The following is a 24,547-nucleotide window of genomic DNA, read 5'->3' on the forward strand; positions in this document are numbered from 1 at the left end:
GCTGCAGCACGGGCCCGCGCTTTGCCGCGTCACCCAAAGCAGGGTAAGGTGTCGTCCGCACGGCGCATTTGCGCCGCCCGTTGCAGCCAACCGTTCCGAATTCGCGTGACCGATTTTCCCGTTTTCCACTGGACCGACGCCGCCGGCGTCGATCATGCCGTGCGCTGGCGCTCCGAAGCCGGTGTGGCGCCGCCCAAGCGCGCGGTGCCGGCCGACGACCGCATGACTGCCGATGCCGCCTATCGCCTGGCGTGCGAGGGCACCGCGCTCGTCTGGCAGGGCGACTTCCAGAATGCGCGCCAGCTCGTGCAGGCGATGGCGCGCCGCGTCGAGCGCAAGCCGAAGAAGGCGAAGGCCGCGGCCGGCGTCGACGCGTTCAACCTGCATCGCCTCGCGCAGTCGCAGCGCGCCCGCACGCTCGGGATGCTGCTGATTCTGCTCGACGCCGACTATACGATCCCGCTGCGCCGCGCGCCCGACGTGCGCGCCGCATGCGAGGAAGCGTACGGCCCCGGCGGCGCGCCGTCGGTCGTGTCGCTGCGCGAGCTGCTGGGCCTCGTCGGCGCGCATGAATGGCGCAAGAAGGGCGTGCCGATTCCGGCGCTCGGCGGCGCGGCGATCCACCCGCATTACGGCGTGTTTTCGCCGGTGCGCGGCGAGTACGTCGAGCTCGTCGCGCGCGCGCCGCTGCCGGCCGACACGCTGGCGTTCGACGTCGGCACCGGCACCGGCGTGCTGGCCGCGGTGCTGGCCGCGCGCGGCGTCAAGCGCGTCGTCGCGACCGACCAGGACCCGCGGGCGCTTGCCTGTGCGCGCGAGAACGTCGAACGGCTCGGCTGCGCGGCGCAGGTGGACGTCGTCGAGGCCGACCTGTTTCCGGACGGCCGCGCGCCGCTCGTGGTCTGCAACCCGCCGTGGGTGCCGGCCCGGCCGAGCGCGCCGATCGAATACGCGGTCTACGATCCGGACAGCCGCATGCTGCGCGGTTTCCTCGCCGGGCTCGCCGCGCATCTGGCGCCGGGCGGCGAGGGCTGGCTGATCCTGTCCGATTTCGCCGAGCATCTCGGCCTGCGGCCGCGCGACACGCTGCTGCAGTGGATCGATGAAGCGGGCCTCGTCGTGCTCGGCCGCGACGACATCCGTCCCGCGCATCCGAAGGCGGCCGACGCCGACGATCCGCTCTACGCGGCGCGCCGCGCCGAGGTGACGTCGCTGTGGCGGCTCGGCGCGCGGAGCTGAGCGCGCGTTTTCGGTAAACTATCGCCATTCCTCACGTTTTTTTCGCCGTCGGGCCGCGCGCATCGTTCGCACGCGGCCCGGCGCCGCATCCAGATGTCGAACAAAACCCACGAAATCCGTCCGGAACAGTCCGTCGAGCTGCTGAAGGAACTGCATATCCTGACCCGCGACGGCAAGCTGAACCAGGACAGCCGCCGCAAGCTGAAGCAGGTCTACCACCTGTTCCAGTTCATCGAGCCGCTGCTCGCCGGCGTGCAGGCCGACCAGGGCGCCGTGACGCTCGTCGACCACGGCGCGGGCAAGTCGTATCTCGGCTTCATCCTGTACGACCTGTTCTTCAAGCAGCAGCCGGGGCACGGCACGCCGGCGTTCGCGTCGCACATCTACGGGATCGAGACGCGCGAGGAGCTGGTCGCGCGCTCGACCGAGCTCGCCGCGCGGCTGGGGTTCGGCGGGATGTCGTTCCTGAACCTGTCGGTCGCCGATTCGATCACGTCGCCCAAGCTGCCCGAAACGGTCGACGTCGTCACCGCGCTGCACGCGTGCGACACGGCGACCGACGACGCAATCCGCTTCGCGCTCGCGAAGCGTGCGCGGCACATCGTGCTGGTGCCGTGCTGCCAGGCGGAAATCGCGGGCGTGCTGCGCCGGAACAAGGGCAAGTCGCTCGCGAGCGCGCTGACCGAGGTGTGGCGGCATCCGCTGCACACGCGCGAATTCGGCAGCCAGATCACCAACGTGCTGCGCTGCCTGCAGCTCGAAGCGCACGGCTACCAGGTCAGCGTGACCGAGCTGGTCGGCTGGGAGCATTCGATGAAGAACGAGCTGATCATCGCGCAGTACAAGAACCTGCCGCGCCGGCGGCCGAGCGAGCGGCTGGGCGAGATCCTCGACATGTTCGGGCTGGCGGAGCTGCGCGAGCGGTTCTTCGCGCCGCAGGGCGGCGAGGAAACGACGCCGGCCGCTCACTGAGTCGCTGAGTCACGTTCCGCCGCGGTGCGGCGACGACGCGATGCCCGCTCAGACGTCGTCGCCGGGGCGGTTCATCCAGTCGCGCCAGCCGTCGTGGCCGAGGCGGCGCAGGGTTTCCTGGTTCTTTTCGTAGATCGCGGACGCGTCCGGGAACGCGTCGACCGCGCGCGCGATGCTGTCCTCGCGCAGCAGGTGCAGGATCGGATACGGCGCGCGGTTCGTATAGTTCTCGATGTCGTCCGGCGCCGTGCCGTCGAACTGATAGTGCGGATGGAAGCTCGCGATCTGCAGCACGCCGTCGAGCTTCAGCTGCCGGACGAGCCGGTCGGCGAAGAACAGCGCGTCGTTGTAGTCGAGGAAATCCGCGAACGCATGCGGGTAGATCAGGAGCGTCGTGTCGACCAGCCGCGGGTCGGCGGCGTCGAGCCGGCGCAGTTCGGTCTCGAGATCGGCGAGCGCGTCCTCGAGCGTCGTGGCTTCGCTGATCGCGTAGCGCACCTGATCCTTCACGTACACGCTCTTCGCGAACGGGCACAGATTGAGCCCGATCACCGCGCGCGCGAGCCAGTGCCGGGTGGCGGCGAGGATGTCGTCGTGCGCGTTGTGCTCGTCGTGCGAATGGGAGCGGGCGTCGGTCATGGCGGTGCGGGGTGGGGGCAGCGGGAGTCGCATTGTAGCGGGAGGCCGCGCGGCCTCGCGCGTCGCGCGGCCCGTTCGCCGTTGATCACGCGCAAGCGGCCTCGATCAGCTGCGTGACGAGCTCGGGCGCGGTGCCGATCGGCGTTTCGCCGTGCCGATACGTCTGGCTTGCCGCATAGATCCCCTCGATCACGAGCGCGAGCGAATCGGCGAGCTTCGCCGGCGCGCGCGCGCCGGCGCTTTCGCACAGCGCCACGAGCCGCGCCATCAGCCGTTCCTTGTTCTGCGCGACGCGTTCGCGCGCCGGATGCGACGCGTCCGGGAATTCCGCCGCGACGTTCACGAACGGGCAGCCGCGGTAGTCCTTCTGCGACGCGCGCTCGGCGAGATCGACGAAATACTGGACCAGTTGCGCCTTCGGCTGGCCCGGATGCTTCGCGATGCTCGCGTCGAAGCGCTCGAAGAAGCACGCATCCATCCGCTCCAGGTACGCGAGCACCAGCTCGTCCTTCGACGAGAACTGGCGGTACAGGCTCATCTTGTTGACGCCCGCGAGTTCCACGACGGCCTCGACGCCGACCGCGCGCACCCCTTCCTTGTAAAACAGCTCCTCGGCGGCGCGCAGCAGATGCTCCTGCGCGGCGGCGCCCGGGATCGCCTGTCGCGCGCGTCGCGACGCGGGCTTGGCGGCCTCGATGTCGGACATGTTGCCCTCGATGTCGATATTGAATGCTTGACATGTTACCGACTGGTAACTACGATCGCAACACAATTGTGACTGATCGGTAACAATGCGATCGGATCGATGACAACTGCCAGACGTCGGCCCGGGCCGGCCGACGTGGCGTGCGGCGGAGGTGGCCCGTTTTGCGTGGGACCGGACCGGGCGCTGAAGCGCCAGCTCCGGTTATCAGGAGAAATCGGACATGAACTGGGCGGCAAGACGAATCGGCGGGCGTTTTCACTACGGATGGCTCGCGGCGGCGGTGGTATTCCTGATCCTGCTGGCGGCGGCCGGCACGCGCGCGACGCCGAGCGTGCTGATGGTCCCGCTCGAGCGCGAACTCGGCTGGAGCCGCGCCGCGATCTCGCTGGCGATCTCGGTGAACATCGCGCTGTACGGGCTGACCGGCCCGTTCGCGGCGGCGGCGATGCAGCGCTTCGGGCTGCGGCCGACGATCCTGGCCGCGCTCGCGACGATGAGCGCGGGCGTCGCGCTGTCGTCGATGATGACGCAGAGCTGGCAGATGGTGTTGATCTGGGGCCTGATGGTCGGCAGCTCGACGGGCGTCGTCGCGCTGACGCTGTCGGCGACCTTCGTCACGCGCTGGTTCCATGCGCGGCGCGGCCTCGTGATGGGGGTGCTGACCGCGAGCACGGCGACCGGCCAGCTCGTGTTCCTGCCGATGCTCGCGGCGATCGCGCAGCGGTACGGCTGGCGGCCGGTCGTGCTGGTCGTCGCGGTGGCGGCGACGATCGTGATTCCGCTGGTCGCGTTCCTGCTGCCCGAGCGCCCGGCCGACGTGCGGCTGCGTCCGTACGGCGAGCCGGCCGATGCGCCGCCGGCCGCCGAAGCGACCAAGGAGAACCCGCTCACCGTCGCGCTCCGCACGCTGCTGACCGCGAGCCGCTCGCGCGACTTCTGGCTGCTGTTCTTCAGCTTCTTCATCTGTGGCGCGAGCACCAACGGCTATGTCGGCACCCACCTGATCGCGATGTGCAGCGACTACGGGATGACGGAAGTGCAGGGCGCGTCGCTGCTCGCCGCGATGGGCGTGTTCGACCTGTTCGGCACGACGCTGTCGGGCTGGCTGTCGGACCGCTACGACAACCGCGTGCTGCTGTTCTGGTACTACGGGCTGCGCGGGCTGTCGCTGATCTACCTGCCGCATGCGTTCGGCATCGACTTCTTCGGGCTGCCGCTGTTCGCGATGTTCTACGGGCTGGACTGGATCGCCACGGTACCGCCGGCGGTGCGGCTCGCGACCGACGTGTTCGGCAAGGCGGCCGCGCCGGTCGTGTTCGGCTGGATCGTCGCCGGCCACCAGCTCGGCGCGGCGTTCGCGGCGCTCGGCGCGGGGATGCTGCGCGCGAGCCTCGGCACCTACACGATCGCGTCGATGATCTCGGGCGGGCTGTGCATCGTCGGCGCGCTGATCGTGCTGCGCATCAACCGCGGCGCGTCGCGCGCGGCGGCGCAACCGGTCTGACGCCGGCCGCGGCCGGGCCAACGCAGGTCTGACGATTTGCATTGATCGGCAGGGGCGGGCGCGCCGGCGCGCAACCGGTTATGCTTGCGGTTCGCCGGGCGTTCGCGCCCTTTCATCGATATCAGCGAGGATCCGCATGTCGGTCAAACCTGCTCCTACTACTGTTTCGATTCACGAACTGATTGCGGGCCGCTGGAGCCCGCGCGCCTATTCGAACGCGCCGGTCAGCGCCGAGCACCTGCACGCGGTGCTGGAGGCGGCGCGCTGGGCGCCGTCCGCCTACAACGCGCAGCCGTGGCGCTTCATCGTGTTCGATCGCACGCGCGACGAGGTCGCGTTCAAGCGAGCGTTCGCGACGCTGGTGCCGTTCAACCAGGGCTGGAATGCGCCGGCGCCGGTGCTGATCGCGGTGACCGCGCACACGCTCACGTCGAAGGGCGAGCCGGCGCCGACCGCGCTGTACGATGCGGGCGCGGCCGCGCTGTCGCTGGTGCTGCAGGCGCATGCGCTGGGGCTCGCGGCGCACCAGATGAGCGGCTTCGATGCGCATGCGTTCCGCGACGCATTCTCGATTCCTGCGGATGTCGCGATCCCGGCGCTGATCTCGATCGGCCACTATGGCGACGCCGACAAGCTCGATCCGGTGCTGCGCGATCGCGAGAAGGCGCCGCGCACGCGCCATCCGATCGGCGACGTGGTGTACGCAGGCGCGTGGAAGAAGGGCTTCGAGACGGCGGCCTGACGCAAAGGTCCGCCGGCGCGCGTACGAATGCATGGCCGACGCTCGAGCTCGATCGTCGGCCCGGGCAAGCCCGGCAAGGGCTTCTTGCGACGCGCCCCCGCCGGGCGTTGTGGCCCCGAATCCATCAGGCCGGCCCGTCCCGGCGCCATCCGCCGCTGGCGGTTGTGATCCCGCGGGCTTCATGTTAAAAAGCCCGTCCTTTCCGTTTTCGCGCCGGCCATGCGACGGCACCTTCCCATGACTTACTGCGCGATCGACTTCGGCACGTCCAATTCCGCTGTGGCGCTGCCCGACGGCGACGGCATGCGGCTCGCGCCCGTCGAGGGCGACCACCTGACGCTGCCGACCGCCATTTTCTTCAACAACGACGAGGAGACGGTCGAATACGGCCGCGCGGCGCTCGCGTCCTACATCGACGGCTTCGACGGCCGCCTGATGCGTTCGATGAAGAGCATCCTCGGTTCGCCGCTGGCGGAGACGACGACCGATCTCGGCGACGGCTCCGCGATCGCGTACACGGAAATCATCGCGCGCTTCCTCACGCACCTGAAGCGCAAGGCGGAAGCCCGCTCGGGCGCGCCGATCGGCCGCGCGGTGCTCGGCCGGCCGGTGTTCTTCGTCGACGACGATCCGCGCGCCGACCGCCTCGCGCAGGACCAGCTCGAAGCGGCCGCGCGTGCGGTCGGCTTTGCCGACGTGCATTTCCAGTACGAGCCGATTGCCGCCGCGTTCGACTACGAGTCGCGCCAGCGCGACGAGCGCCTCGTGCTCGTCGCCGACATCGGCGGCGGCACGTCCGACTTCTCGCTGGTGCGGGTCGGCCCGCAGCGGATGGCGCGCCTCGAGCGCAAGGACGACGTGCTCGCGCACCATGGCGTGCACGTCGCCGGCACCGACTACGACCGCCGCGTCGAGCTGGCCGCGATCCTGCCGGCGTTCGGCTACCGTTCGCTTGACCCGGAAGGGCGCGAGCTGCCGAACCGGACCTATTTCGATCTCGCGACCTGGCACCTGATCAACACGGTCTACACGCCGAAGCGGCTCGGCGAGCTGAAGCTGATGAAGCACCTGTATGTCGACGCGCGGCAATTCGAGCGGCTCGCGCGGGTGGTCGAGCTGCGGCTCGGCCATGCGCTGATGGCGCGTGCGGAAGAAGCGAAGATCGGCGTCGCGGCGGGCGGGGAGACGGTGATCGACCTGAACGACGTCGAGGAGGACCTGCAGATCGCGTTCGACGCGGACCGGCTGGTCGACGCGAGCCGCGACGACACCGCGCGGATCGTCGACGCCGCGCGCGAGACGGTGCGGCTCGCCGGCGTGGCGCCGCGCGACGTCGGCGCGCTGTACTTCACGGGCGGCTCGACCGGGCTGGCGTTCCTGTCGGGTGCGCTCGCGGCGGCGTTCGCGGATGCGCAGCCGGTGTTCGGCGACCGGCTGGCGAGCGTGGCGACTGGTCTCGGCATCCACGCGCAGCGGCTGTTTGGCTGAGCGCGGCCGGCGAGGTGCGGCCGCAGCGCCCGCTGCGTATCGTCTGGCACCCTCGGAACAACAAAAAGCCCCGCCGAAGCGGGGCTTTTTTACATCAAATCTCGCGCAGAACTTACAGCGGCTTGATGTTCGATGCTTGCAGACCCTTCGGGCCCGTCTTCACATCGAATTCGACCTTCTGGTTTTCTTGCAGCGTCTTGAAGCCTTCGGTGCGGATTTCCGAGAAGTGCGCGAACAGATCGTCGCCGCCGCCTTCCGGGGTGATGAAGCCGAAGCCCTTAGCGTCATTGAACCACTTGACGGTACCGGTTGCCATGTTACTTGTTCCTAAAAAGATAAAACGGGGCCGAAGCCCATTGGGCGCGGAAATTCAAGGAAGGGGTAATGGGACCAACCGGAGTACCGTTGATGGGCGAACTACGAAAGAACCAATTCACTCGCCGCTTGAAATCCTGCGTGGACCTTTATACGGCTAATTCGTCGCGCGGTCAACCGGATTTCCATACACTCAGGGTTATTACGAGTTTCGAGCTTACAAACATTGCAGATTTCGCGGATTTTTTGTAGGGGCCAATCGATTTTGGCGCAAATGTACAGGTGCAACCGTTAAACTACGCGCCGCGTGGACCGGGTTGCTCCGACCGAGTGATCCGTCCCCCCAAGAATGCGTGCGCGGTGCAGTTCGAGCCGATCCCGGGCTGCGGACCGACCATGCTTTTTGAGACACAGGAGAGGATGTGAAGAGTTCTATTCAACGGAACATCGGCCCGTTTGCACTGATGCTGACGGGGCTGGGTTCGATTATCGGCTCGGGCTGGCTGTTCGGCGCCTGGAAAGCGGCGAAGATCGCCGGTCCGGCGGCGATCTGCGCGTGGATCATCGGCGCGGTCGTGATTCTCGCGATTGCGCTGACGTACGCCGAACTGGGCGCGATGTTCCCCGAGTCTGGCGGCATGGTGCGCTACGCGCGCTACTCGCACGGGTCGCTGGTGGGCTTCATCAGCGCATGGGCGAACTGGATCGCGATCGTATCGGTGATTCCGATCGAGGCCGAAGCGTCGATCCAGTACATGAGCACGTGGCCGTATGAATGGGCGCACAGCCTGTTCGTGAACGGCGAGCTGACGACACCGGGCCTGCTGCTGTCGGCCGTGCTCGTTGTCATCTACTTCCTGCTGAACTACTGGGGCGTGAAGGCGTTTGCGCGTGCGAACACGGCGATCACGATCTTCAAGTTCCTGATCCCCGGCCTGACGATCGGCGGCCTGATGCTGTCGAGCTTCCATTCGGAGAACCTCGGCATGGCGACGAACGAGAGCTTCGCGCCGTACGGCTGGTCGGCGGTGCTGACCGCGGTTGCGACGAGCGGCATCGTGTTCGCGTTCAACGGCTTCCAGAGCCCGGTGAACCTCGCGGGCGAAGCGCGCAATCCGTCGCGCAGCGTGCCGTTCGCGGTGATCTCGTCGATCCTGATCGCGCTCGTGATCTACGTGCTGCTGCAGGTCGCCTACATCGGCTCGGTGAATCCGGCCGACGTCGCGAAGGGCTGGGCGCACTTCAACTTCTCGTCGCCGTTCGCCGAACTGGCGATCGCGCTGAACCTGAACTGGCTCGCGATCCTGCTGTACGTCGACGCGTTCATCAGCCCGAGCGGCACCGGCACGACCTACATGGCGACCACGACCCGCATGATCTACGCGATGGAGCGCAACAACACGATGCCGAAGATGTTCGGCAACGTGCACCCGCTCTACGGTGTGCCGCGCCAGGCGATGTGGTTCAACCTGCTGGTCTCGTTCATCTTCCTGTTCTTCTTCCGCGGCTGGAGCTCGCTCGCGGCGGTGATCTCGGTCGCGACGGTGATTTCGTACCTGACCGGCCCGATCAGCCTGATGGCGCTGCGCCGCGCGGCGACCGACATCGAGCGTCCGCTGACGATCCCGCTGATGAAGCTGATCGCGCCGTTCGCGTTCGTCTGCGCGTCGCTGATCCTGTACTGGGCGAAGTGGCCGCTGACCGGCGAAATCATCCTGCTGATGATCGTCGCGCTGCCGGTGTACTTCTACTTCCAGGCCAAGGCGGGCTGGAGCGGCTGGGGCCGCGACCTGAAGGCCGCATGGTGGCTCGTCGCCTACCTGCCGACGATGGCCGTGCTGTCGCTGATCGGCAGCAAGGAGTTCGGCGGTCATGGTGTCCTGCCGTACGGCTGGGACATGCTCATCGTCGCGGCGATCTCGCTGGTGTTCTACTTCTGGGGCGTGAACACGGGCTACCGCACCGAGTATCTCGACGAGCGCGAAACGCGCGACGAGATCCTCGAAGGGATCGGCGCCTGACGCATGCCGACCTGCCGCCGGAATCGGCGGCGGCGGGAATCGGAGCACGCATGGAAAAAAGCCCGTTCGAGCTTGGCTCGAACGGGCTTTTTGTTTGGGCGGGCGCCGGTCAGTCGTCCGCGCCGGCGAACACGTAGTTCGTCATCGCCAGCACGCGCTGGTAGGTGCCGAGCGACTGGATGCCGAGCCGGTAATCGTCGTCCGCGGCGCCGAGCGCGGCGAACACCGGCAGCAGGTGCTCGTCGGTCGGATGCATCAGCACCGCGTGCGGCGCCTGGCGGCGATAGTCGAGCAGCGCGTCGAGATCGCGCGCGGCAAGCTTCGCCTCGAACCAGTCGGTGAATTCGGCGACGCGCGGGTCGGCATCCTCGGGCGCCGCGCCGAAATCCGCCGCACGCAGGTTGTGCGTGATCTGGCCGGAGCCGATCACCATCACGCCTTCGTCGCGCAGCGGCCGCAACGCGCGGCCGAGCGCGAAATGATGCGCGGCATCCGCGCGCGGCTGGATCGACAGTTGCGCGACCGGCACGTCGGCATTCGGGAACATCAGCAGCATCGGCACCCACGCGCCGTGATCGAGCCCATGCTCGGCCGTTTCGGTCGCGAGGCCGGCCGCGTTCAGCAGGCCGGCCGCGCGCTCGGCGACGTCCGGCGCGCCCGGCGCCGGATACTGGATCTCGTACAGCGCGCGCGGAAAGCCGTAGAAGTCGTGGATCGTTTCCGGCTGCCGCGCGATGCTCGCGACCGGCTGCTGCGTGCCCCAGTGCGCGGACAGCATCAGCACCGCGCGCGGGCGCGGCAGCTCGGCGCCGAGGTGCGTGAACGCGCCGGACGGCAGCGTCGGATCGATCGGCAGCGTCGGCGCGCCGTGGGACAGGTAGAGCGAAGGCAAGCGGTTCATGGTGGTGGTCCTGCGATGAGGTTGCCTGTGACTATAGGCTCGCACCCATTGTTGATAAATCCGCGTATGCGAATTTGATTCGATCTTGTTTGTTGATAATTGGCGTGCGTTGCGGCGTGATCAAACGTGTGCCGGCGAGAATCAGCGAACTTGACTGGGGATGCCAGGTGAAGCGAGTGGAATGAGCGAAGAACGGCGAAGGGGCGCGTCGGGCGCGCCGTTACTGGGCGTGCCGGATGCCTTCCCAGGGCGTCGTCAGCGGCGCGCTGAGCGCGAACAGGTCGAGCACGCGCGCGACCGTCTGGTCGACGAGCTCCTCGATCGTTTTCGGCATCGCATAGAAGACCGGCAGCGGCGGGAAGACGATGCCACCCATCTCGGTGACGGCGGTCATGTTGCGCAGATGCGCGAGGTTGAACGGCGTCTCGCGCACCATCAGCACGAGGCGGCGGCGTTCTTTCAGCGTGACGTCGGCGGCGCGGGCGATCAGGTTGTCCGACAGCCCGTGCGCGACGCTCGCGAGCGTTTTCATCGAGCACGGCGCGATCACCATCCCGTCGGTCGCGAACGAGCCGGACGCGATCGTCGCGCCGACGTCGCGCACTGCATGGACGACGTCCGCGCGGCGCTCGACGTCGGCCTTCGACAGCTTCAGTTCGTGCTGGATGTTCAGCCAGCCGGCGCTCGAAATCAGCAGATGCGTTTCGATGCCGCCGGCGGCGCGCAGCATGTCGAGCAGCCGCACGCCGTAGATCGCGCCGGTGGCGCCGGTGATCGCGACGATCAGGCGGCGCGGCGGCGCGCTGCGGAGTTCCATCGGGGGAGGGGGATTACGCGGCGGCGAACAGCTGCTGCAGTTCGCCCGACTGGTACATCTCCATCATGATGTCCGAGCCGCCGACGAATTCGCCCTTCACGTACAGCTGCGGGATGGTCGGCCAGTTCGAGAATTCCTTGATGCCCTGGCGGATTTCTTCATCTTCGAGGACGTTGACCGTCTTGAACTGGTCGACGCCGCAGGCCTTCAGTACCTGGACTGCGCGGCCCGAGAAGCCGCACATCGGGAATTGCGCGGTGCCCTTCATGAAGAGCACGACCTGGTTTTCGTCGACGATTTGCTTGATACGTTGTTGGGTGTCCATGACTGACCTTGCGTTTGCGGGGCGTTAGAACGAAATGATAGCGGATTTCAACCGGGCGGGCCGGCCGTTAGCCGGGCCGCCGGCCGCCTGTCGTGCGCTCGATCGCGGCGAGATCGGCGAGCGATTCGACCGCGACGAAGCCGTGCGCGGCAAGCAGCGCGCGCACCGCTTCGGCCTGGTCGTAGCCGTGCTCGATCCACAGCGTGCCGCCGGGCTTCAGGTGCGCGCCGGCACCGGCGACGATCGCGCGGATCGCGGTGAGGCCGTCCGCGTCGTCGGTGAGCGCGCCGCGTGGCTCGAAGCGCAGGTCGCCCTGCGACAGGTGCGGGTCGTGCTGCGCGATGTACGGCGGGTTGCTGACGATCGCGTCGAACGCGAGCGCCGGATCGAGCGCCGCGTACCAGTCGCTTTGCAACCAGTGCAGCGGCCCGCCGGGGCGGTGCGCGTCGAGCAGCTTGTCCGCGTTGCGCCGCGCGACGGCGAGCGCTTCGGCCGAACGGTCGAGTGCCCACACGCATGCGTCGGGCCGCTCGGCCGCGATCGACACCGCGATCGCGCCGCTGCCGGTGCCGAGGTCGAGCACGGCCGGATGCAGGATCCCGTCGATCGCATCGAGCGCCGCTTCGACGAGCAATTCGGTTTCCGGGCGCGGAATCAGCACGTCGGGCGTCACGTCGAACGGCCGCCCGAAGAACTCGCGCATGCCGACCAGCTGCGCGACCGGCTCGCCGGCCGCGCGGCGCGCCTCGAGCGCGAGATAGCGCTCGACGGCGGCCGCGTCGAGCGGCTCGTCGCCGCGCGTGATCAGCTGCGTGCGCGTCCAGCCGAGCGCATGCCCGAGCAGCACGCGCGCGTCGACCGGGTCGAGCGGCGACGCGCGCAGCAGGCCGAGGGCGGTCGTGGCGCTCATTACGGGCCTCAGTCGGCGTCGCCGAGCGACGCGAGCTGCTCGGCCTGGTGCTCGCTGACGAGCACCGCGATCAGCTCGTCGAGGTCGCCGTCCATGATTGCTTCGAGCCGGTAGAGCGTCAGGTTGATCCGGTGATCGGTCATCCGGCCCTGCGGGAAGTTGTACGTGCGGATCCGTTCGGAGCGGTCGCCCGAGCCGATCAGGCTCTTGCGCGTCGCGGCTTCCTTCGCGTGCTGCTCGTGATACTGCTTGTCCTTGATCCGCGCGGCGAGCACCTTCAGCGCGCGATCCTTGTTCTTGTGCTGCGAACGGTCGTCCTGGCACTCGACGACGATGCCGGTCGGCAGGTGCGTGACGCGCACCGCCGAATCGGTCTTGTTGATGTGCTGGCCGCCCGCGCCGGACGCGCGGAACGTGTCGATCCGCAGGTCGGCCGGATTGATCTCGACCTCGCCGATCTCGTCGGCTTCCGGCATCACCGCGACCGTGCACGCGGACGTGTGGATGCGCCCCTGCGTCTCGGTCGCCGGCACGCGCTGCACGCGATGGCCGCCCGACTCGAACTTCAGGCGCGAGTACGCGCCCTGGCCCGCGATCCGCACGATTACTTCCTTGTAGCCGCCGAGATCCGATGCGCTCTCCGACATCATCTCGACCTGCCAGCGCTGGCGCTCCGCGAAGCGCAGGTACATGCGCAGCAGGTCGCCCGCGAACAGTGCCGATTCGTCGCCGCCGGTGCCCGCGCGGATTTCGAGGAAGATGTTGCGGTCGTCGTTCGGGTCCTTCGGCAGCAGCATCTTCTGCAGCTCGACCTCGAGCTGGACCATCCGGTCGCGCGCGCTGCGGATCTCGTCCTCGGCGAAGTCGCGCATCGACGCATCGCCGAGCAGCTCCTGCGCCGCCGCTTCGTCGCTGAGCGACTGGCGCCACAGCGCGTATTGCCCGACGACCGGGTCGAGCTCCGCGTGCTCGCGGGTCAGCTTGCGGTACTGGTCGAGGTCGGCCGTGACGTTCTCGCGGCTCAGCAGGTCGTTCAGTTCGGCCAGCCGTGTGGAAAGCTGGTCGAGCTTGCGTTGCATGCTCGTCTTCATGATGTGGAGCGTCGCTCCCGGGCAAGGTATTCGGAAAGGATAGGCCGGCTGGCGAGCCGGCGGCACGGCGATCTGTCGGCGCTAGTGGCCTGACTGGTCGTTCGAGCGCGGCGCGTGCTGGTAGAAGCCGCGCATCAGGTCGATCAGCGAATCGCGGTCGGCGCCGTTCACGCGGTTGAGCGCGCTCGTCGGGCCGTGGATCAGCTTGTTGGTCAGCGCCTGCGACAGCGCTTCGAGCACCGCGGCCGGATCGTCGCCGCGTGCGAGCAGCTTCTGGGCCTTCTCGACTTCGGCGCGGCGCAGCGCGTCGGCCTGCGTATGCATGTGGCGGATCACCGGCACGACGCTGCGCGTGTCGAGCCACTGCATGAAATTCTGCACGCGCGTCTCGATGATCGCCTCGGCCTGCGCGACCGCGGCCTGGCGCGACGCGTTGCCTTCGCGCACGATCGCGCCGAGATCGTCGACCGTGTAGAGGAACACGTCCTTCAGCTTGCCGACTTCGGGCTCGATGTCGCGCGGCACGGCCAGGTCGACCATGAAGATCGGCCGGTGGCGGCGCGCCTTGACCGCGCGTTCGACCGCGCCGAGGCCGATGATCGGCAGCGTCGACGCGGTGCACGACACGATGATGTCGAATTCCTGCATCCGCGCCGGCAGGTCCGACAGCGGCATCGCGCGGCCGTTGAAGCGTTCGGCGAGCTTCTGGCCGCGCTCGGCGGTGCGGTTCGCGACCACCAGTTCGCGCGGGCCTTGCGCGGCGAAGTGAGTCGCGCACAGCTCGATCATTTCGCCGGCGCCGATGAACAGCACGCGCTGGTCGGACACGTTTTCGAAGATGCGCTGCGCGAGGCGCACCGCGGCGGCGGCCATCGATACCGACTGCGCGCCGATCTCGGTCGTGCCGCGCACTTCCTTCGCGACCGCGAAGGTGCGCTGGAACAGCTGGTTCAGGTAGGTGCCGAGCGCACCGGCTTCCGACGCCGTGCGCACCGCGTCCTTCAGCTGGCCGAGGATCTGGGTTTCGCCGAGCACCATCGAGTCGAGGCCCGACGCGACGCGAAATGCGTGCCGGACCGCTTCCGACTGCGGTAGCGCGTACAGGTGCGGCGCGAGTTCGTCGACGGAAATCCCGTGATACTCCGACAGCCAGCGCACCGCGCCTTCGCGCGCCGCACGGTCGTCGGTCGCGCAGTAGAGTTCGGTGCGGTTGCAGGTGGAGAGGATCGCCGCCTCGGGCGCGTTGGGCGCCTGGGGGCCGAGGAACACGCTCTTGAACGTCGCGAGAGCCGGCTTGATCTGCTCGAGCGGAAACGCCACGCGTTCGCGCAGGGCGACAGGCGCAGTGTGGTGATTGATTCCGATCGTGAGGAGTTGCATATCAAGGGCTATCGTTTAGCCTCATATTATAGCGTTTCAGCGATTTCCTCACTCGACGCGTATCGAGCGTCCGCGAGACGGGGGCGGCGATCCGGGGGCTCGATCGGTACCTGGTCGAGCTGATAGCCGTAGCCGTAGAGGGGCAGCAGCCGGTAGCCGCGCTCCGGGAGCAGCCGCAGCTTGCTGCGCAGCCGGGACGCGTGGGTGTCGAGCGTGCGCGACTTTGTGTCACGCCGGCGCGCCCAGACCGTTTCGAGGATATGGGCGCGCGACACCGGGCGGGACAGGTTCGCGAACAGCAGCAGCGCGAAGCGGAATTCCTTCGGCGTGAGCGATACGACCTCGTCGCCGAAGCGCACGAGGCAGTGCGTGGCGTCGAATGCGTATTCTCCATACGTATCGCGCGAGCGGTTCGGCGGGCGCCGCACGCCCGCGCGCCGCATCAGCGCGTTGACGCGCGCGAGCAGTTCGGGGCCGCTCACCGGCTTGGCGATGCAGTCGTCGGCGCCCGCGTGCAGGCACGACACGATCTCGCTTTCGCGCGGCATGCGCATCACGGCGATCGCGGGCAGCCCGGGCAGGAGCGCGCGGGCGAGGGGGATGACTTCCTCGGCGGGCTGGTCGCCGGCCCAGTCGCCGGTAATCAGCAGGTCGCAGGTTTCGGTGGCGAGCCACTCGAGGCACCGTGCGCTGGACGGGAACGGGTGGCAGAGGTGGCCGCCCGCGAAGAGGAGGCGATTCATCAGCGCTGCATGACGCGCATCCGGATCGATCAGAGCGATTCGCATGGGAATTTCTTCATTACGACAGCCGGTGCGCGCTTGCCATGGCGTCGGGTCGGCCCCTAAACTCAAATGTTGCGCGGCAAGTACCCTGCTGATCTCGGGTTCGATGGATGGGTCGATGCTAGCCGCAGGAGTCGTTCACGCCTATGGGACGAATCTGAAATTGCTAGGGGCGTTGAATGAACTGGTTTGGAATCATCGTTCTGGGAACGGCCGTCGGATGGTTCGGCCGGGGGCTGCACCCGTTGCGGCGCGCCGGCCGGCCGGCATGGTGGGTCGTGGTGCTCGTCGGCATCGCCGGCGCGGCTGCCGCCAAGATGGCCGGCAATCTCTCAGGACTCTTTTATGACGGCGAGACGCTCGAATGGCCGGTCTGCACCGGCGTTGCGTTCGTCGCCGTGGCCTTGACGGTCGCGCTGGCGGCTCGTCGCTGATTGCCCGCAGGTGAAATCATGAATGCCCGTTTTCCCGAAGACTCGTCGGCGCCGGCGCGTCTCGCGCTGTTGCGCGACGCGATGGCCCGCGAGAACCTGGCCGCGTATCTTGTGCCGTCCGCCGATCCCCACCTGTCCGAATACCTGCCCGAGCGCTGGCAGGCGCGCCGCTGGCTGTCGGGCTTCACGGGCTCGGTCGGCACGCTCGTCGTCACCGCCGATTTCGCGGGGCTGTGGGTCGACAGCCGCTATTGGGTGCAGGCCGACGCGGAACTGGCCGGCAGCGGCGTGCAGTTGATGAAGATGACGGGCGGCCAGCAGAGCGCGCCGCACGTCGACTGGCTCGCGCAGAACGTGCCGTCCGGCGCGAGCGTCGGCGTCGACGGCGCGGTGCTCGGCATGGCGGCGGCGCGTGCGCTGTCCGCCGCGCTGAGCGCGCGCGGCATCGCGCTGCGCACCGATCTCGACCTGCTCGACGCGATTTGGCCCGAGCGGCCGGGGTTGCCCGACGATGCGGTGTTCGAGCACGTCGCGCCGCAGGCCGACACGACGCGCGCGAGCAAGCTCGCCGACGTGCGCCGCGCGATGCGCGCGCAGGGCGCGCAGTGGCATTTCGTGTCGACGCTCGACGATCTCGCCTGGCTCTTCAACCTGCGCGGCGCGGACGTCAGCTTCAATCCGGTATTCGTTGCGCACGCACTGATCGGCGCCGACCGCGCGACGCTGTTCATCGCCGGCGGCAAGGTGCCGCCGGCGCTTGCCGCATCGCTCGCGCAGGACGGCGTCGACGTGCGGGCGTACGACGCCGCGCGCGCGGCGCTCGCGGCGCTGCCCGACGGCGCGACGCTGCTGATCGACCCGCGCCGCGTGACCTACGGCACCCTCGATGCGGTGCCGGCCGGCGTGACGCTCGTCGAGGCGGTGAATCCGTCGACGTTCGCGAAATCGCGCAAGACGTCCGCCGAGATCGAGCACGTGCGCGTGACGATGGAGCACGACGGCGCGGCGCTCGCGGAATTCTTCGCGTGGTTCGAGCAGGCGGTGAACCGAGAGACGATCACCGAACTGACGATCGACGAGAAGCTCACGGCCGCGCGCGCGCGCCGTCCGGGCTACGTGTCGCGAAGCTTCGCGACGATCGCCGGCTTCAACGCGAACGGCGCGATGCCGCATTACCGCGCGACGCCGCAATCGCACGCGACGATCGCCGGCGACGGCCTGCTGCTGATCGATTCGGGCGGCCAGTACGTGAGCGGCACGACCGACATCACGCGCGTCGTGCCGGTCGGCATGGTCGGCGACCTGCAGCGGCGCGACTTCACGATCGTGCTGAAGTCGATGATGGCGCTGTCGCGCGCGCGGTTCCCGCGCGGCATCCGCTCGCCGATGCTCGACGCGATCGCGCGCGCGCCGATGTGGGCGGCCGGGCTCGACTACGGCCACGGCACCGGTCACGGCGTCGGCTATTTCCTGAACGTGCACGAAGGCCCGCAGGTGATCTCGCATTACGCGCCGGCCGAGCCGTACACGGCGATGGAAGAGGGGATGATCACGTCGATCGAGCCGGGCCTGTACCGGCCCGGCAAGTGGGGCATCCGGATCGAGAACCTGGTCGTCAACCGTGCAGCGGGGCAGACCGAGTTCGGCGACTTCCTCGCGTTCGAGACGCTGACGCTGTGCCCGATCGACACGCGTTGCGTGCTCGTCGAAATGCTGCACGAGGAAGAGCGCGCGTGGCTCAACGCGTACCATGCGACGGTGCGCGAGCGCGTCGGCCGGCACGTGAGCGGCGACGCAAAGGCCTGGCTGGAGGCGCGCACGCAGCCGATCTGATGCAGGGCGTGCGCGGTTTCCGTTCGAACGACAATCACACCGAGGGCGAAAGATGGCGGACACGGCAGTCTTGGTAATCGACATGCAGCGCGGGCTGGTGGAGCGGGCGAGGCCCGCATACCGGCTCGACGACGTGGTGGCAGGCATCAACCGGTTGACGGCGGCGGCGCGGGCCGCGGGTGCGCCCGTCTGCTTCGTGCAGCACGACGGCGACGCGGACGACGACATCGTGCCCGGCACGCCCGGCTGGGAACTGTATGCCGAGCTCGCGACCGCGGACGGCGACTGGCGCATTCGCAAGTGTTTCGGCGATGCGTTCCACGAGACGCCGCTCGCGGCGCAGCTCGACCGCCACGGCATTCGTTCGGTGCTGATCTGCGGCTATGCGACCGAGTTCTGCGTCGATTCGGCGGCCCGCCGCGCGGCGCTGCTCGGCTACCGGACGACGGTCGTGTCCGACCTGCACACGACGAACGAGCGCGCGCACCTGTCGGCCGCGCAGATCGTCGCGCATCACCATTTCATCTGGAATAACAACACGTTGTCGGGCAACGCGGTGACGCCGCGTCCGCTCGCCGACGTGCTCGCCACGGAGTTCGCATGACGATCAAGGCAGTCGTGTTCGATTTCGGCGGGGTGCTGATCGACTGGAGCCCCGACTACCTGTACAGCAAGCTGATTCCGGACGAGGCCGAGCGCCGCCGGTTCGTCACGCAGGTGGTCGGATCGGACTGGGTGATCAAGCAGGACGGCGGGCAGACGATCGAGGACGGCACGGCCGAACGCGTCGCGAAGTTTCCGGAACACGAGCCGCTGATCCGCGCGTTCTATGCGCGCTGGCACGAGATGATCGGCGGCGTGCTCGCGGACGGCGAGGCGCTCGTCGACCGGCTCGACGCACAGGGGATGCCGATCTTCGGGCTCACGAACTGGTCGGCGCAGACGTTCCCGTATGCGTGGGAGCGCTTCCCGGTATTGCGGCGCTTCAAGGACATCGTCGTGTCGGGCCGCGTGAAGCTCGTGAAGCCCGATCCGGCGATCTATCGCGAGATGCAGGCGCGGATCGAGCCGCATCTGCCGGGCGTCGCGCCGCACGAGCTGGTGTTCATCGACGACAACGCGAAGAACGCCGCCGCCGCGACGGCGCTCGGCTGGCACGGGATACACCACACGAGCGGCGCGGCCACCGAGGCGCGGCTGCGCGAACTGGGCGCGCTCGCGTAGGCGGCGGGCGAGCACACGTCAGACAAAAAAACGGGCCCAGGGGCCCGTTTTTTCGTTTTGCCGATCCGGGAGCTGCAACCCCCGGACGCCCGATCAGCGGCTGATCGGCTTGTAGCGCAGGCGATGCGGCTTCGCGGCTTCCTCGCCGAGGCGCGCGCGCTTGTCGGCTTCGAACTCCTGGTAGTTGCCGTCGAAGAACGTCACCTGCGAATCGCCTTCGAACGACAGGATGTGCGTCGCGATCCGGTCGAGGAACCAGCGGTCGTGCGAGATCACCATCACCGAGCCCGCGAATTCGAGCAGCGCGTCTTCGAGCGCGCGCAGCGTTTCGACGTCGAGGTCGTTCGACGGTTCGTCGAGCAGCAGCACGTTGCCGCCGGCGATCAGCGTCTTCGCGAGGTGCAGGCGGCCGCGTTCGCCGCCGGACAGGTTGCCGACGATCTTCTGCTGGTCGCCGCCCTTGAAGTTGAAGCGGCCGATGTACGCGCGCGACGGCGTTTCGTACTTGCCGACCGTCAGCACGTCGGCGCCGCCCGAGATTTCCTCGAACACCGACTTCGAGCCGTCGAGCGCGTCGCGGCTCTGGTCGACATAGGCGAGCTTCACGGTCGGGCCGGTCACGATTTCGCCCGAATCCGGCTGCTCCTTGCCCGTCAGCATCCGGAACAGCGTCGACTTGCCGGCGCCGTTCGGGCCGATGATGCCGACGATCGCGCCGGCCGGGATCTTGAAGTTCAGGTTGTCGATCAGCAGGCGATCGCCGTACGCCTTGCTGACGTTCTTGAACTCGATCACTTCATTGCCGAGGCGGTCGCCGACCGGAATGAAGATTTCCTGCGTCTCGTTGCGCTTCTGGTATTCCTGGCTGCTCAGCTCCTCGAAACGCGCAATACGCGCCTTCGACTTCGCCTGACGGCCCTTCGGGTTCTGGCGCACCCACTCCAGTTCCTTCTTGATCGCCTTCTGGCGCGCCGATTCCGACGCTTCTTCCTGCTTCAGGCGCTCTTCCTTCTGGTCGAGCCAGCTGCTGTAGTTGCCCTTCCACGGAATGCCGTGGCCGCGGTCGAGCTCGAGAATCCACTCGGCCGCGTTGTCGAGGAAGTAGCGATCGTGCGTGACCGCGACGACGGTGCCCGGGAAGCGCACCAGGAACTGCTCGAGCCAGTCGACCGATTCGGCGTCGAGGTGGTTGGTCGGTTCGTCGAGCAGCAGCATGTCGGGCTTTTCGAGCAGCAGCTTGCACAGCGCGACGCGGCGCTTCTCGCCGCCCGACAGGTGTTCGATCTTCGCGTCCCACGGCGGCAGGCGCAGCGCGTCGGCGGCCACTTCGAGCTGCTGCTCGGGGCTGCCGCCGTCGCTCGACGCGAGGATCGCTTCGTACTTCGCCTGCTCGGCCGCGAGCGCGTCGAAGTCGGCGTCCGGCTCCGCATACGCCGCGTAGATCTCTTCGAGCTTCTTGTTGGCCTGGAACAGGTCGCCGAGGCCATCCTCGACGGCTTCGCGCACCGTCTTCGACGGGTCGAGCTGCGGTTCCTGCGGCAGGTAGCCGATGTTCAGGTTCGGCATCGGCGTCGCTTCGCCTTCGATGTCCTTGTCGACGCCCGCCATGATGCGGATCAGCGTCGACTTGCCCGAGCCGTTCAGGCCGAGCACGCCGATCTTCGCGCCGGGAAAGAACGACAGCGAGATGTCCTTCAGGATCTGGCGCTTGGGCGGCACGATCTTGCCGACCCGGTTCATCGTGAAAACGTATTGGGCCATGTGGGTGTGAGAGTCAGAAGTTGGGGCCGCCGCTCGGCGAATTCGCGTGGCGGCGTCGGGTGATTCGGTACGGAGCGTGCCGCGTGACGTGCGGCGGTGTCGCCCGGTGTCGCCGCATGTCGACGGCGAGAGCGGCTATTGTACTTCGCCGCCGGCCGGCGCTGGCTCGGCGCGGCCGTTCCGCGAGGTCAGAGCCAGGCGGCGACGCCGCCGTGCCCCGAGCACGTGCCGCGCCGGTGGCGGCTGAAACTGTACGTGCCGTCGCGGCAACGCGCGCTCGCGCCTTCGGGGACGCGGCCCGATTTCGAGCGGGCCGGCGCATGCACGGTTTCGCCGTTGCGGTTCCGGTACGTGTCGTGGCGGTCGAGGTCGGCTTCGTTGCCGTAGGTCTGCGGCGCGCGATAGGCGTACGCGTGGTGCGGGGCGACGGCGGCGCATGCGATCAGCAGCGTGATCGACAGTCGCGCGAGCCGTGTGGTGTGCGCGGTGCGCAAGGCGGGCAAGGGCATGGTCTCTCTCGGTTCTTGGTATCGGGCGCGCGACGGCGGCGGGCCGCGCGCGCCAGCATGGTAGCCGAGGCGGTGTGACCGGCGCTGTGACGCCGCTCAAGTGGAGATGCCGCTAACGATGCGCGTGCGATCCCGCGCCCGACATCTCCGCGGCCCCTTCGGCATGGGCCGCATCGAGAATCCAGCGGCGGAACGCGGCGACCTTCGGCCGCTCCGCGTGATGCGGCGGATAGACGAGGTAGTACGCGAAATCGTCGAGCCACGCGCGCGCCGCGAGCTGCACGAGCCGTCCGCTCGCGAGCTCGGCGCGCACCATCGCGGCGGGCAGCAGGCCCGCGCCCTGGCCGGCGAGGAGCGCCTGCAGCAGCAGGCCTGAGTCGTCGAACGCGGGGCCGCGCGGCGGGCCGAAATCGTCGATCCGCTGCGCATCGAACCAGATGTGCCAGCCCTTGCGCTCCGCGTCGTGCAGATGCGGCCACGCGACCAGATCGGCGGGCGTCGCGGGCAGGCCGAGCCGCTCGACGAGCCCCGGCGCCGCGAGCGCGACGATCTCGACGGTCAGCAGGCGCTCGCTGCACCGGCCGACATAGCGCCCGAGGCCGTGGCGGATCGCGACGTCGACGCCGTCGCGCGCGAAGTCGGCGAGCGCATGGCTCGTGACGACCTGCAGGTCGACGTCCGGGCACGCGTGCCGGAACTGCGCGAGACGCGGCACGAGCCACGCGGACGCGAAGAACGGCGTGACGCTCACGGTCAGCACGCCGCTGTCGGCCGTGCCCGACACGCGCTGCGATGCGTCGGCGATCTGCCGGAATGCGTTGCGCACCGGCGGCAGGTAGTCGCGGCCGGCGGCGCTCAGCAGGATGCCGCGATTGACGCGCTCGAACAGCTGTACGCCGAGGTGCGCCTCGAGCGTGCGGATCATCTGGCTCACCGCGCCGGGCGTGACCGACAGCTCCTCGGCCGCGGCCTTCACCGACAGGTGGCGGGCGGCCGCTTCGAACGCGCGCAGCGCATTGAGCGGCGGCAGGCGGGAACGTTTCATTGAGTTTTTCTAAAGCGAAAAGCCGACGAAAAATCGTTTGAGACGGCGCACGTGCGCGAGTAACGTTCTTTCATCGGGTTGCATCCCGACAGCCGCGCAGTGGCGGCGGATGTGATCAACATAGTTCAACTATATCCATGAGGCAATCCGGAAGGCATTCGACGCCGCGCCGGAACGGACCTGAGAGGAGCATCGTCATGAACCGCCCGGGCGCGCCGCGCTTCTTTTACGGCTGGTACGTGGTCGCCGCCGCATTCGCCGTGACGTTCGTCGGCTTCGGCAGCGCGTACACGTTCAGCGCATTCGTCGAATCGCTGCAGCGGGATTTCGCCGCGTCCCGCGGACAGATCTCGCTCGTGTTCTCGCTCGCGGGCTTCCTGTATTTCGGCTTCGGCGTCGTCAGCGGGCCGCTCGCGGATCGCGTCGGTTCGCGGCGGCTCGCCGTCGCCGGCATGCTGCTGACGGCCGCCGGGCTCGCGGCCGCGGGCGCCGCGCGCACGTTGCTGCAGGTCTATGCCGCCTACGGGCTCGGCGTCGGCCTTGGCGTCGGCTGTGCATACGTGCCCGCCGTCGGCGCGGTGCAGCGCTGGTTCGTGCGGCGGCGCGGCTTCGCGTCGGGGCTCGCGGTCGCGGGCATCGGCGTCGGCACGCTCGTGATGCCGCCGCTCGCGTCCGCGCTGATCGCGCAAGTCGGCTGGCGCGGCGCGTATTTCGCGCTCGCCGCGCTCGCGGTCGTGTTCGGCGCGGGGATGTCGCTGTTGATCGAGAATGATCCGCGCGGCCGCGGGCTGTTGCCGGATGGGGCCGCCCGGGAAAGGGCCGCCCGGGACAGGGTCGCCCACGCGGAGGCTTGCCGGCCGGCGGACGGCGCACCGGCGGCGAGCCTTTCGGCAGCCGGCGCGACGGTCCGCGAGGCCGTGACTTCGCGGCCGTTCGCGAGCCTCTACGCGGCATGCCTCGCGTGCTCGTTCGGCGTGTTCGTGCCGTTCGTGCACCTCGTGCCGTATGCGCTCGATCACGGCGTGAAACCCGCGGCGGCTGTGTTGCTGCTGGGCGCGATTGGCATCGGCAGCACGGCGGGCCGGTTCTTTCTCGGTGGTCTCGCCGACCGCTTCGGCCGCCGCGCGTCGCTGCTCGCGATGTTCGCCGGAATGGCGGCAGCGCTCGTCGCATGGGCAGCCGCCGGCGATTTCGCGGCCCTCGTCGCGTTCGCGCTGGTGTTCGGCGTGTTCTACGGCGGCTGGGTCGCGGTGTTGCCCGCCGTCGTGATGGACTATTTCGGCGGCCGCAACGTGAGCGGGATCATCGGCGTGCTCTACACGAGCGTCGCGTTCGGCACGCTGATCGGGCCGGCTGCCGCGGGCTTCGTCTACGATGCCGGAGGCGGCTACCTCGTGCCGATTCTCGCCAGCGCCGCCGCGAATGCGATCGCGTTCGCCATCGTCGCCGCGACCGGTCGTGCGCCGGCGACCGCGCGCGCGGGTGCATAGGCGTGTACGGCGAGTTCCGGCAGGGTGGGCGGACCGCCCATCCGGAGCGCACGTTCGGGGAGGAACCATGACATTCGACGAAGTTCGGCAGATCGCGCTTGCGTGGCGGGGCGTCGAGGACGGCACGTCGTACGGAACGCCCGCGCTGAAGGTGAAGGGCAGGCTGCTGGCCCGCCTGCGCGAGGACGGCGACACGCTCGTCGTGAAGGGCGTCGGCCCGGACGAGCGCGCGTGGCTGATCGAGTCCGCGCCCGACGTGTATTACGTGACCGATCACTACGTCGGCTGGCCGATCGTCCTGGTGCGCCTGTCGGCCGTGCGCCCCGACGCCGTGAAAAACCTGCTTTTGCGAGAATGGCAGGCGATCGTGCCGGCCAGATGGCGCGACGAAATGGAGCGCGGGTCGAACTGAACCG

Annotated in this window: 25 protein-coding genes; 12 read left to right on the top strand and 13 right to left on the bottom strand. The window is 68.4% G+C overall.

The genetic code is table 11. The features are described from left to right. Positions 1-105: 105 nt before the first annotated feature. A complete protein-coding gene (locus tag B7P44_RS02465; protein ID WP_084900266.1) occupies positions 106-1,239 on the top strand; it encodes a methyltransferase in 1,134 nt (377 codons plus the stop codon). A 93-nt stretch (positions 1,240-1,332) separates the two neighbouring features. Further along, a complete protein-coding gene (locus B7P44_RS02470) occupies positions 1,333-2,211 on the top strand; it encodes a class I SAM-dependent methyltransferase (protein ID WP_084900269.1) in 879 nt (292 codons plus the stop codon). Positions 2,212-2,259: 48 nt separating this feature from the next. Here B7P44_RS02470 and B7P44_RS02475 read toward each other — a convergent pair whose 3' ends face one another. After that, positions 2,260-2,850 carry a DUF1415 domain-containing protein gene (locus tag B7P44_RS02475; protein WP_084900273.1) on the bottom strand — a complete coding sequence of 197 codons (591 nt, stop codon included), beginning with the start codon at positions 2,848-2,850 and terminating at the stop codon, positions 2,260-2,262. Between the two features lie 85 nt (positions 2,851-2,935). Beyond that, positions 2,936-3,556, bottom strand: a complete 621-nt coding sequence (locus tag B7P44_RS02480; protein WP_084900276.1) for a TetR/AcrR family transcriptional regulator — start codon at positions 3,554-3,556, stop codon at positions 2,936-2,938. 220 nt (positions 3,557-3,776) lie between these two features. Here B7P44_RS02480 and B7P44_RS02485 point away from each other — a divergent pair, with 220 nt between their 5' ends. From B7P44_RS02485 to B7P44_RS02495, 3 genes are all read left to right on the top strand, one after another. Beyond that, positions 3,777-5,060, top strand: coding sequence for an MFS transporter (locus tag B7P44_RS02485; RefSeq protein ID WP_084900279.1), 1,284 nt, complete (start codon positions 3,777-3,779; stop codon positions 5,058-5,060). Between the two features lie 136 nt (positions 5,061-5,196). Beyond that, the gene (locus B7P44_RS02490) at positions 5,197-5,802 is read left to right on the top strand and encodes a nitroreductase family protein (protein WP_084900281.1); all 606 of its coding nucleotides are present in this window, start codon (positions 5,197-5,199) and stop codon (positions 5,800-5,802) included. Between the two features lie 237 nt (positions 5,803-6,039). Next, the gene (locus tag B7P44_RS02495) at positions 6,040-7,290 is read left to right on the top strand and encodes an Hsp70 family protein (RefSeq protein ID WP_084900284.1); all 1,251 of its coding nucleotides are present in this window, start codon (positions 6,040-6,042) and stop codon (positions 7,288-7,290) included. A gap of 112 nt (positions 7,291-7,402) precedes the next feature. Here the strand turns inward: B7P44_RS02495 and B7P44_RS02500 are convergent, their stop codons facing one another. Beyond that, entirely contained in the window at positions 7,403-7,606 is a 204-nt protein-coding gene (locus B7P44_RS02500) for a cold-shock protein (protein WP_084900286.1), read from the bottom strand. Positions 7,607-8,027: 421 nt separating this feature from the next. On the opposite strand from B7P44_RS02500, the gene B7P44_RS02505 reads away from it, so the two are divergent. Further along, entirely contained in the window at positions 8,028-9,626 is a 1,599-nt protein-coding gene (locus B7P44_RS02505; protein WP_084900289.1) for an APC family permease, read from the top strand. A gap of 109 nt (positions 9,627-9,735) precedes the next feature. Here B7P44_RS02505 and B7P44_RS02510 read toward each other — a convergent pair whose 3' ends face one another. The 7 genes from B7P44_RS02510 to B7P44_RS02540 all read right to left on the bottom strand — a co-directional run bounded on the left by B7P44_RS02510 (position 9,736) and on the right by B7P44_RS02540 (position 15,838). Continuing rightward, the gene (locus tag B7P44_RS02510) at positions 9,736-10,527 is read right to left on the bottom strand and encodes a DODA-type extradiol aromatic ring-opening family dioxygenase (RefSeq protein WP_084900292.1); all 792 of its coding nucleotides are present in this window, start codon (positions 10,525-10,527) and stop codon (positions 9,736-9,738) included. 220 nt (positions 10,528-10,747) lie between these two features. Then, entirely contained in the window at positions 10,748-11,344 is a 597-nt protein-coding gene (locus B7P44_RS02515; RefSeq protein WP_084900296.1) for a UbiX family flavin prenyltransferase, read from the bottom strand. Between the two features lie 13 nt (positions 11,345-11,357). Further along, complete coding sequence (grxD, locus tag B7P44_RS02520) at positions 11,358-11,669, bottom strand: Grx4 family monothiol glutaredoxin (RefSeq protein ID WP_010092833.1); 312 nt, start codon at positions 11,667-11,669, stop codon at positions 11,358-11,360. Positions 11,670-11,736: 67 nt separating this feature from the next. Further along, complete coding sequence (prmC, locus tag B7P44_RS02525; protein ID WP_084900299.1) at positions 11,737-12,579, bottom strand: peptide chain release factor N(5)-glutamine methyltransferase; 843 nt, start codon at positions 12,577-12,579, stop codon at positions 11,737-11,739. A gap of 8 nt (positions 12,580-12,587) precedes the next feature. Next, positions 12,588-13,670: a peptide chain release factor 1 gene (prfA, locus tag B7P44_RS02530; RefSeq protein ID WP_084900302.1), complete on the bottom strand. Its 1,083-nt coding sequence runs from the start codon at positions 13,668-13,670 to the stop codon at positions 12,588-12,590. 81 nt (positions 13,671-13,751) lie between these two features. Then, positions 13,752-15,050 (bottom strand): glutamyl-tRNA reductase, encoded by a 1,299-nt coding sequence (hemA, locus tag B7P44_RS02535; RefSeq protein WP_084900305.1) that lies wholly within the window; start codon positions 15,048-15,050, stop codon positions 13,752-13,754. Positions 15,051-15,076: 26 nt separating this feature from the next. Continuing rightward, positions 15,077-15,838 carry a response regulator transcription factor gene (locus tag B7P44_RS02540; RefSeq protein WP_084900307.1) on the bottom strand — a complete coding sequence of 254 codons (762 nt, stop codon included), beginning with the start codon at positions 15,836-15,838 and terminating at the stop codon, positions 15,077-15,079. Between the two features lie 176 nt (positions 15,839-16,014). Here B7P44_RS02540 and B7P44_RS02545 point away from each other — a divergent pair, with 176 nt between their 5' ends. The 4 genes from B7P44_RS02545 to B7P44_RS02560 are packed head-to-tail and all read left to right on the top strand — an operon-like array spanning position 16,015 to position 19,326. Continuing rightward, positions 16,015-16,269 (top strand): hypothetical protein, encoded by a 255-nt coding sequence (locus B7P44_RS02545; protein WP_084900310.1) that lies wholly within the window; start codon positions 16,015-16,017, stop codon positions 16,267-16,269. Between the two features lie 18 nt (positions 16,270-16,287). After that, positions 16,288-18,102: an aminopeptidase P family protein gene (locus tag B7P44_RS02550; RefSeq protein ID WP_084900313.1), complete on the top strand. Its 1,815-nt coding sequence runs from the start codon at positions 16,288-16,290 to the stop codon at positions 18,100-18,102. Positions 18,103-18,154: 52 nt separating this feature from the next. Next, positions 18,155-18,706 carry a cysteine hydrolase family protein gene (locus B7P44_RS02555; protein WP_084900316.1) on the top strand — a complete coding sequence of 184 codons (552 nt, stop codon included), beginning with the start codon at positions 18,155-18,157 and terminating at the stop codon, positions 18,704-18,706. Continuing rightward, positions 18,703-19,326 carry an HAD family hydrolase gene (locus B7P44_RS02560; protein WP_084900319.1) on the top strand — a complete coding sequence of 208 codons (624 nt, stop codon included), beginning with the start codon at positions 18,703-18,705 and terminating at the stop codon, positions 19,324-19,326. Before B7P44_RS02555 ends, B7P44_RS02560 begins: the two co-directional genes overlap by 4 nt. Before the next feature lie 93 nt (positions 19,327-19,419). Here the strand turns inward: B7P44_RS02560 and ettA are convergent, their stop codons facing one another. The 3 genes from ettA to gcvA all read right to left on the bottom strand — a co-directional run bounded on the left by ettA (position 19,420) and on the right by gcvA (position 22,641). Next, complete coding sequence (gene ettA, locus B7P44_RS02565) at positions 19,420-21,087, bottom strand: energy-dependent translational throttle protein EttA (RefSeq protein ID WP_084900322.1); 1,668 nt, start codon at positions 21,085-21,087, stop codon at positions 19,420-19,422. A gap of 188 nt (positions 21,088-21,275) precedes the next feature. Then, positions 21,276-21,596 carry a DUF3761 domain-containing protein gene (locus tag B7P44_RS02570; protein ID WP_088511401.1) on the bottom strand — a complete coding sequence of 107 codons (321 nt, stop codon included), beginning with the start codon at positions 21,594-21,596 and terminating at the stop codon, positions 21,276-21,278. 112 nt (positions 21,597-21,708) lie between these two features. Further along, positions 21,709-22,641, bottom strand: a complete 933-nt coding sequence (gene gcvA / locus B7P44_RS02575; protein WP_084900328.1) for a transcriptional regulator GcvA — start codon at positions 22,639-22,641, stop codon at positions 21,709-21,711. A 197-nt stretch (positions 22,642-22,838) separates the two neighbouring features. Here gcvA and B7P44_RS02580 point away from each other — a divergent pair, with 197 nt between their 5' ends. Both B7P44_RS02580 and B7P44_RS02585 read left to right on the top strand, forming a co-directional pair. Continuing rightward, on the top strand, positions 22,839-24,131 hold the full coding sequence (locus B7P44_RS02580; RefSeq protein ID WP_084900331.1) for an MFS transporter: 1,293 nt from the start codon (positions 22,839-22,841) through the stop codon (positions 24,129-24,131). A gap of 67 nt (positions 24,132-24,198) precedes the next feature. After that, positions 24,199-24,543 (top strand): MmcQ/YjbR family DNA-binding protein, encoded by a 345-nt coding sequence (locus B7P44_RS02585; protein ID WP_084900333.1) that lies wholly within the window; start codon positions 24,199-24,201, stop codon positions 24,541-24,543. Positions 24,544-24,547 lie beyond the last annotated feature (4 nt).

This window comes from Burkholderia ubonensis subsp. mesacidophila (genome assembly GCF_002097715.1).
Classification (GTDB): Bacteria; Pseudomonadota; Gammaproteobacteria; order Burkholderiales; family Burkholderiaceae; genus Burkholderia; species Burkholderia mesacidophila.

What these genes read in the sequence shown, in the direction of transcription:
- B7P44_RS02470 (WP_084900269.1), top strand. Translation starts at nt 1,333, where the DNA reads ATGTCGAACAAAACCCACGAAATCCGTCCGGAACAGTCCGTCGAGCTG.
- B7P44_RS02475 (WP_084900273.1), bottom strand. Translation starts at nt 2,850, where the DNA reads ATGACCGACGCCCGCTCCCATTCGCACGACGAGCACAACGCGCACGAC.
- B7P44_RS02480 (WP_084900276.1), bottom strand. Translation starts at nt 3,556, where the DNA reads ATGTCCGACATCGAGGCCGCCAAGCCCGCGTCGCGACGCGCGCGACAG.
- B7P44_RS02485 (WP_084900279.1), top strand. Translation starts at nt 3,777, where the DNA reads ATGAACTGGGCGGCAAGACGAATCGGCGGGCGTTTTCACTACGGATGG.
- B7P44_RS02490 (WP_084900281.1), top strand. Translation starts at nt 5,197, where the DNA reads ATGTCGGTCAAACCTGCTCCTACTACTGTTTCGATTCACGAACTGATT.
- B7P44_RS02495 (WP_084900284.1), top strand. Translation starts at nt 6,040, where the DNA reads ATGACTTACTGCGCGATCGACTTCGGCACGTCCAATTCCGCTGTGGCG.
- B7P44_RS02500 (WP_084900286.1), bottom strand. Translation starts at nt 7,606, where the DNA reads ATGGCAACCGGTACCGTCAAGTGGTTCAATGACGCTAAGGGCTTCGGC.
- B7P44_RS02510 (WP_084900292.1), bottom strand. Translation starts at nt 10,527, where the DNA reads ATGAACCGCTTGCCTTCGCTCTACCTGTCCCACGGCGCGCCGACGCTG.
- B7P44_RS02515 (WP_084900296.1), bottom strand. Translation starts at nt 11,344, where the DNA reads ATGGAACTCCGCAGCGCGCCGCCGCGCCGCCTGATCGTCGCGATCACC.
- grxD (WP_010092833.1), bottom strand. Translation starts at nt 11,669, where the DNA reads ATGGACACCCAACAACGTATCAAGCAAATCGTCGACGAAAACCAGGTC.
- prmC (WP_084900299.1), bottom strand. Translation starts at nt 12,579, where the DNA reads ATGAGCGCCACGACCGCCCTCGGCCTGCTGCGCGCGTCGCCGCTCGAC.
- prfA (WP_084900302.1), bottom strand. Translation starts at nt 13,670, where the DNA reads ATGAAGACGAGCATGCAACGCAAGCTCGACCAGCTTTCCACACGGCTG.
- hemA (WP_084900305.1), bottom strand. Translation starts at nt 15,050, where the DNA reads ATGCAACTCCTCACGATCGGAATCAATCACCACACTGCGCCTGTCGCC.
- B7P44_RS02540 (WP_084900307.1), bottom strand. Translation starts at nt 15,838, where the DNA reads ATGCGAATCGCTCTGATCGATCCGGATGCGCGTCATGCAGCGCTGATG.
- B7P44_RS02545 (WP_084900310.1), top strand. Translation starts at nt 16,015, where the DNA reads ATGAACTGGTTTGGAATCATCGTTCTGGGAACGGCCGTCGGATGGTTC.
- B7P44_RS02550 (WP_084900313.1), top strand. Translation starts at nt 16,288, where the DNA reads ATGAATGCCCGTTTTCCCGAAGACTCGTCGGCGCCGGCGCGTCTCGCG.
- B7P44_RS02555 (WP_084900316.1), top strand. Translation starts at nt 18,155, where the DNA reads ATGGCGGACACGGCAGTCTTGGTAATCGACATGCAGCGCGGGCTGGTG.
- B7P44_RS02560 (WP_084900319.1), top strand. Translation starts at nt 18,703, where the DNA reads ATGACGATCAAGGCAGTCGTGTTCGATTTCGGCGGGGTGCTGATCGAC.
- ettA (WP_084900322.1), bottom strand. Translation starts at nt 21,087, where the DNA reads ATGGCCCAATACGTTTTCACGATGAACCGGGTCGGCAAGATCGTGCCG.
- B7P44_RS02570 (WP_088511401.1), bottom strand. Translation starts at nt 21,596, where the DNA reads ATGCCCTTGCCCGCCTTGCGCACCGCGCACACCACACGGCTCGCGCGA.
- gcvA (WP_084900328.1), bottom strand. Translation starts at nt 22,641, where the DNA reads ATGAAACGTTCCCGCCTGCCGCCGCTCAATGCGCTGCGCGCGTTCGAA.
- B7P44_RS02580 (WP_084900331.1), top strand. Translation starts at nt 22,839, where the DNA reads ATGAACCGCCCGGGCGCGCCGCGCTTCTTTTACGGCTGGTACGTGGTC.
- B7P44_RS02585 (WP_084900333.1), top strand. Translation starts at nt 24,199, where the DNA reads ATGACATTCGACGAAGTTCGGCAGATCGCGCTTGCGTGGCGGGGCGTC.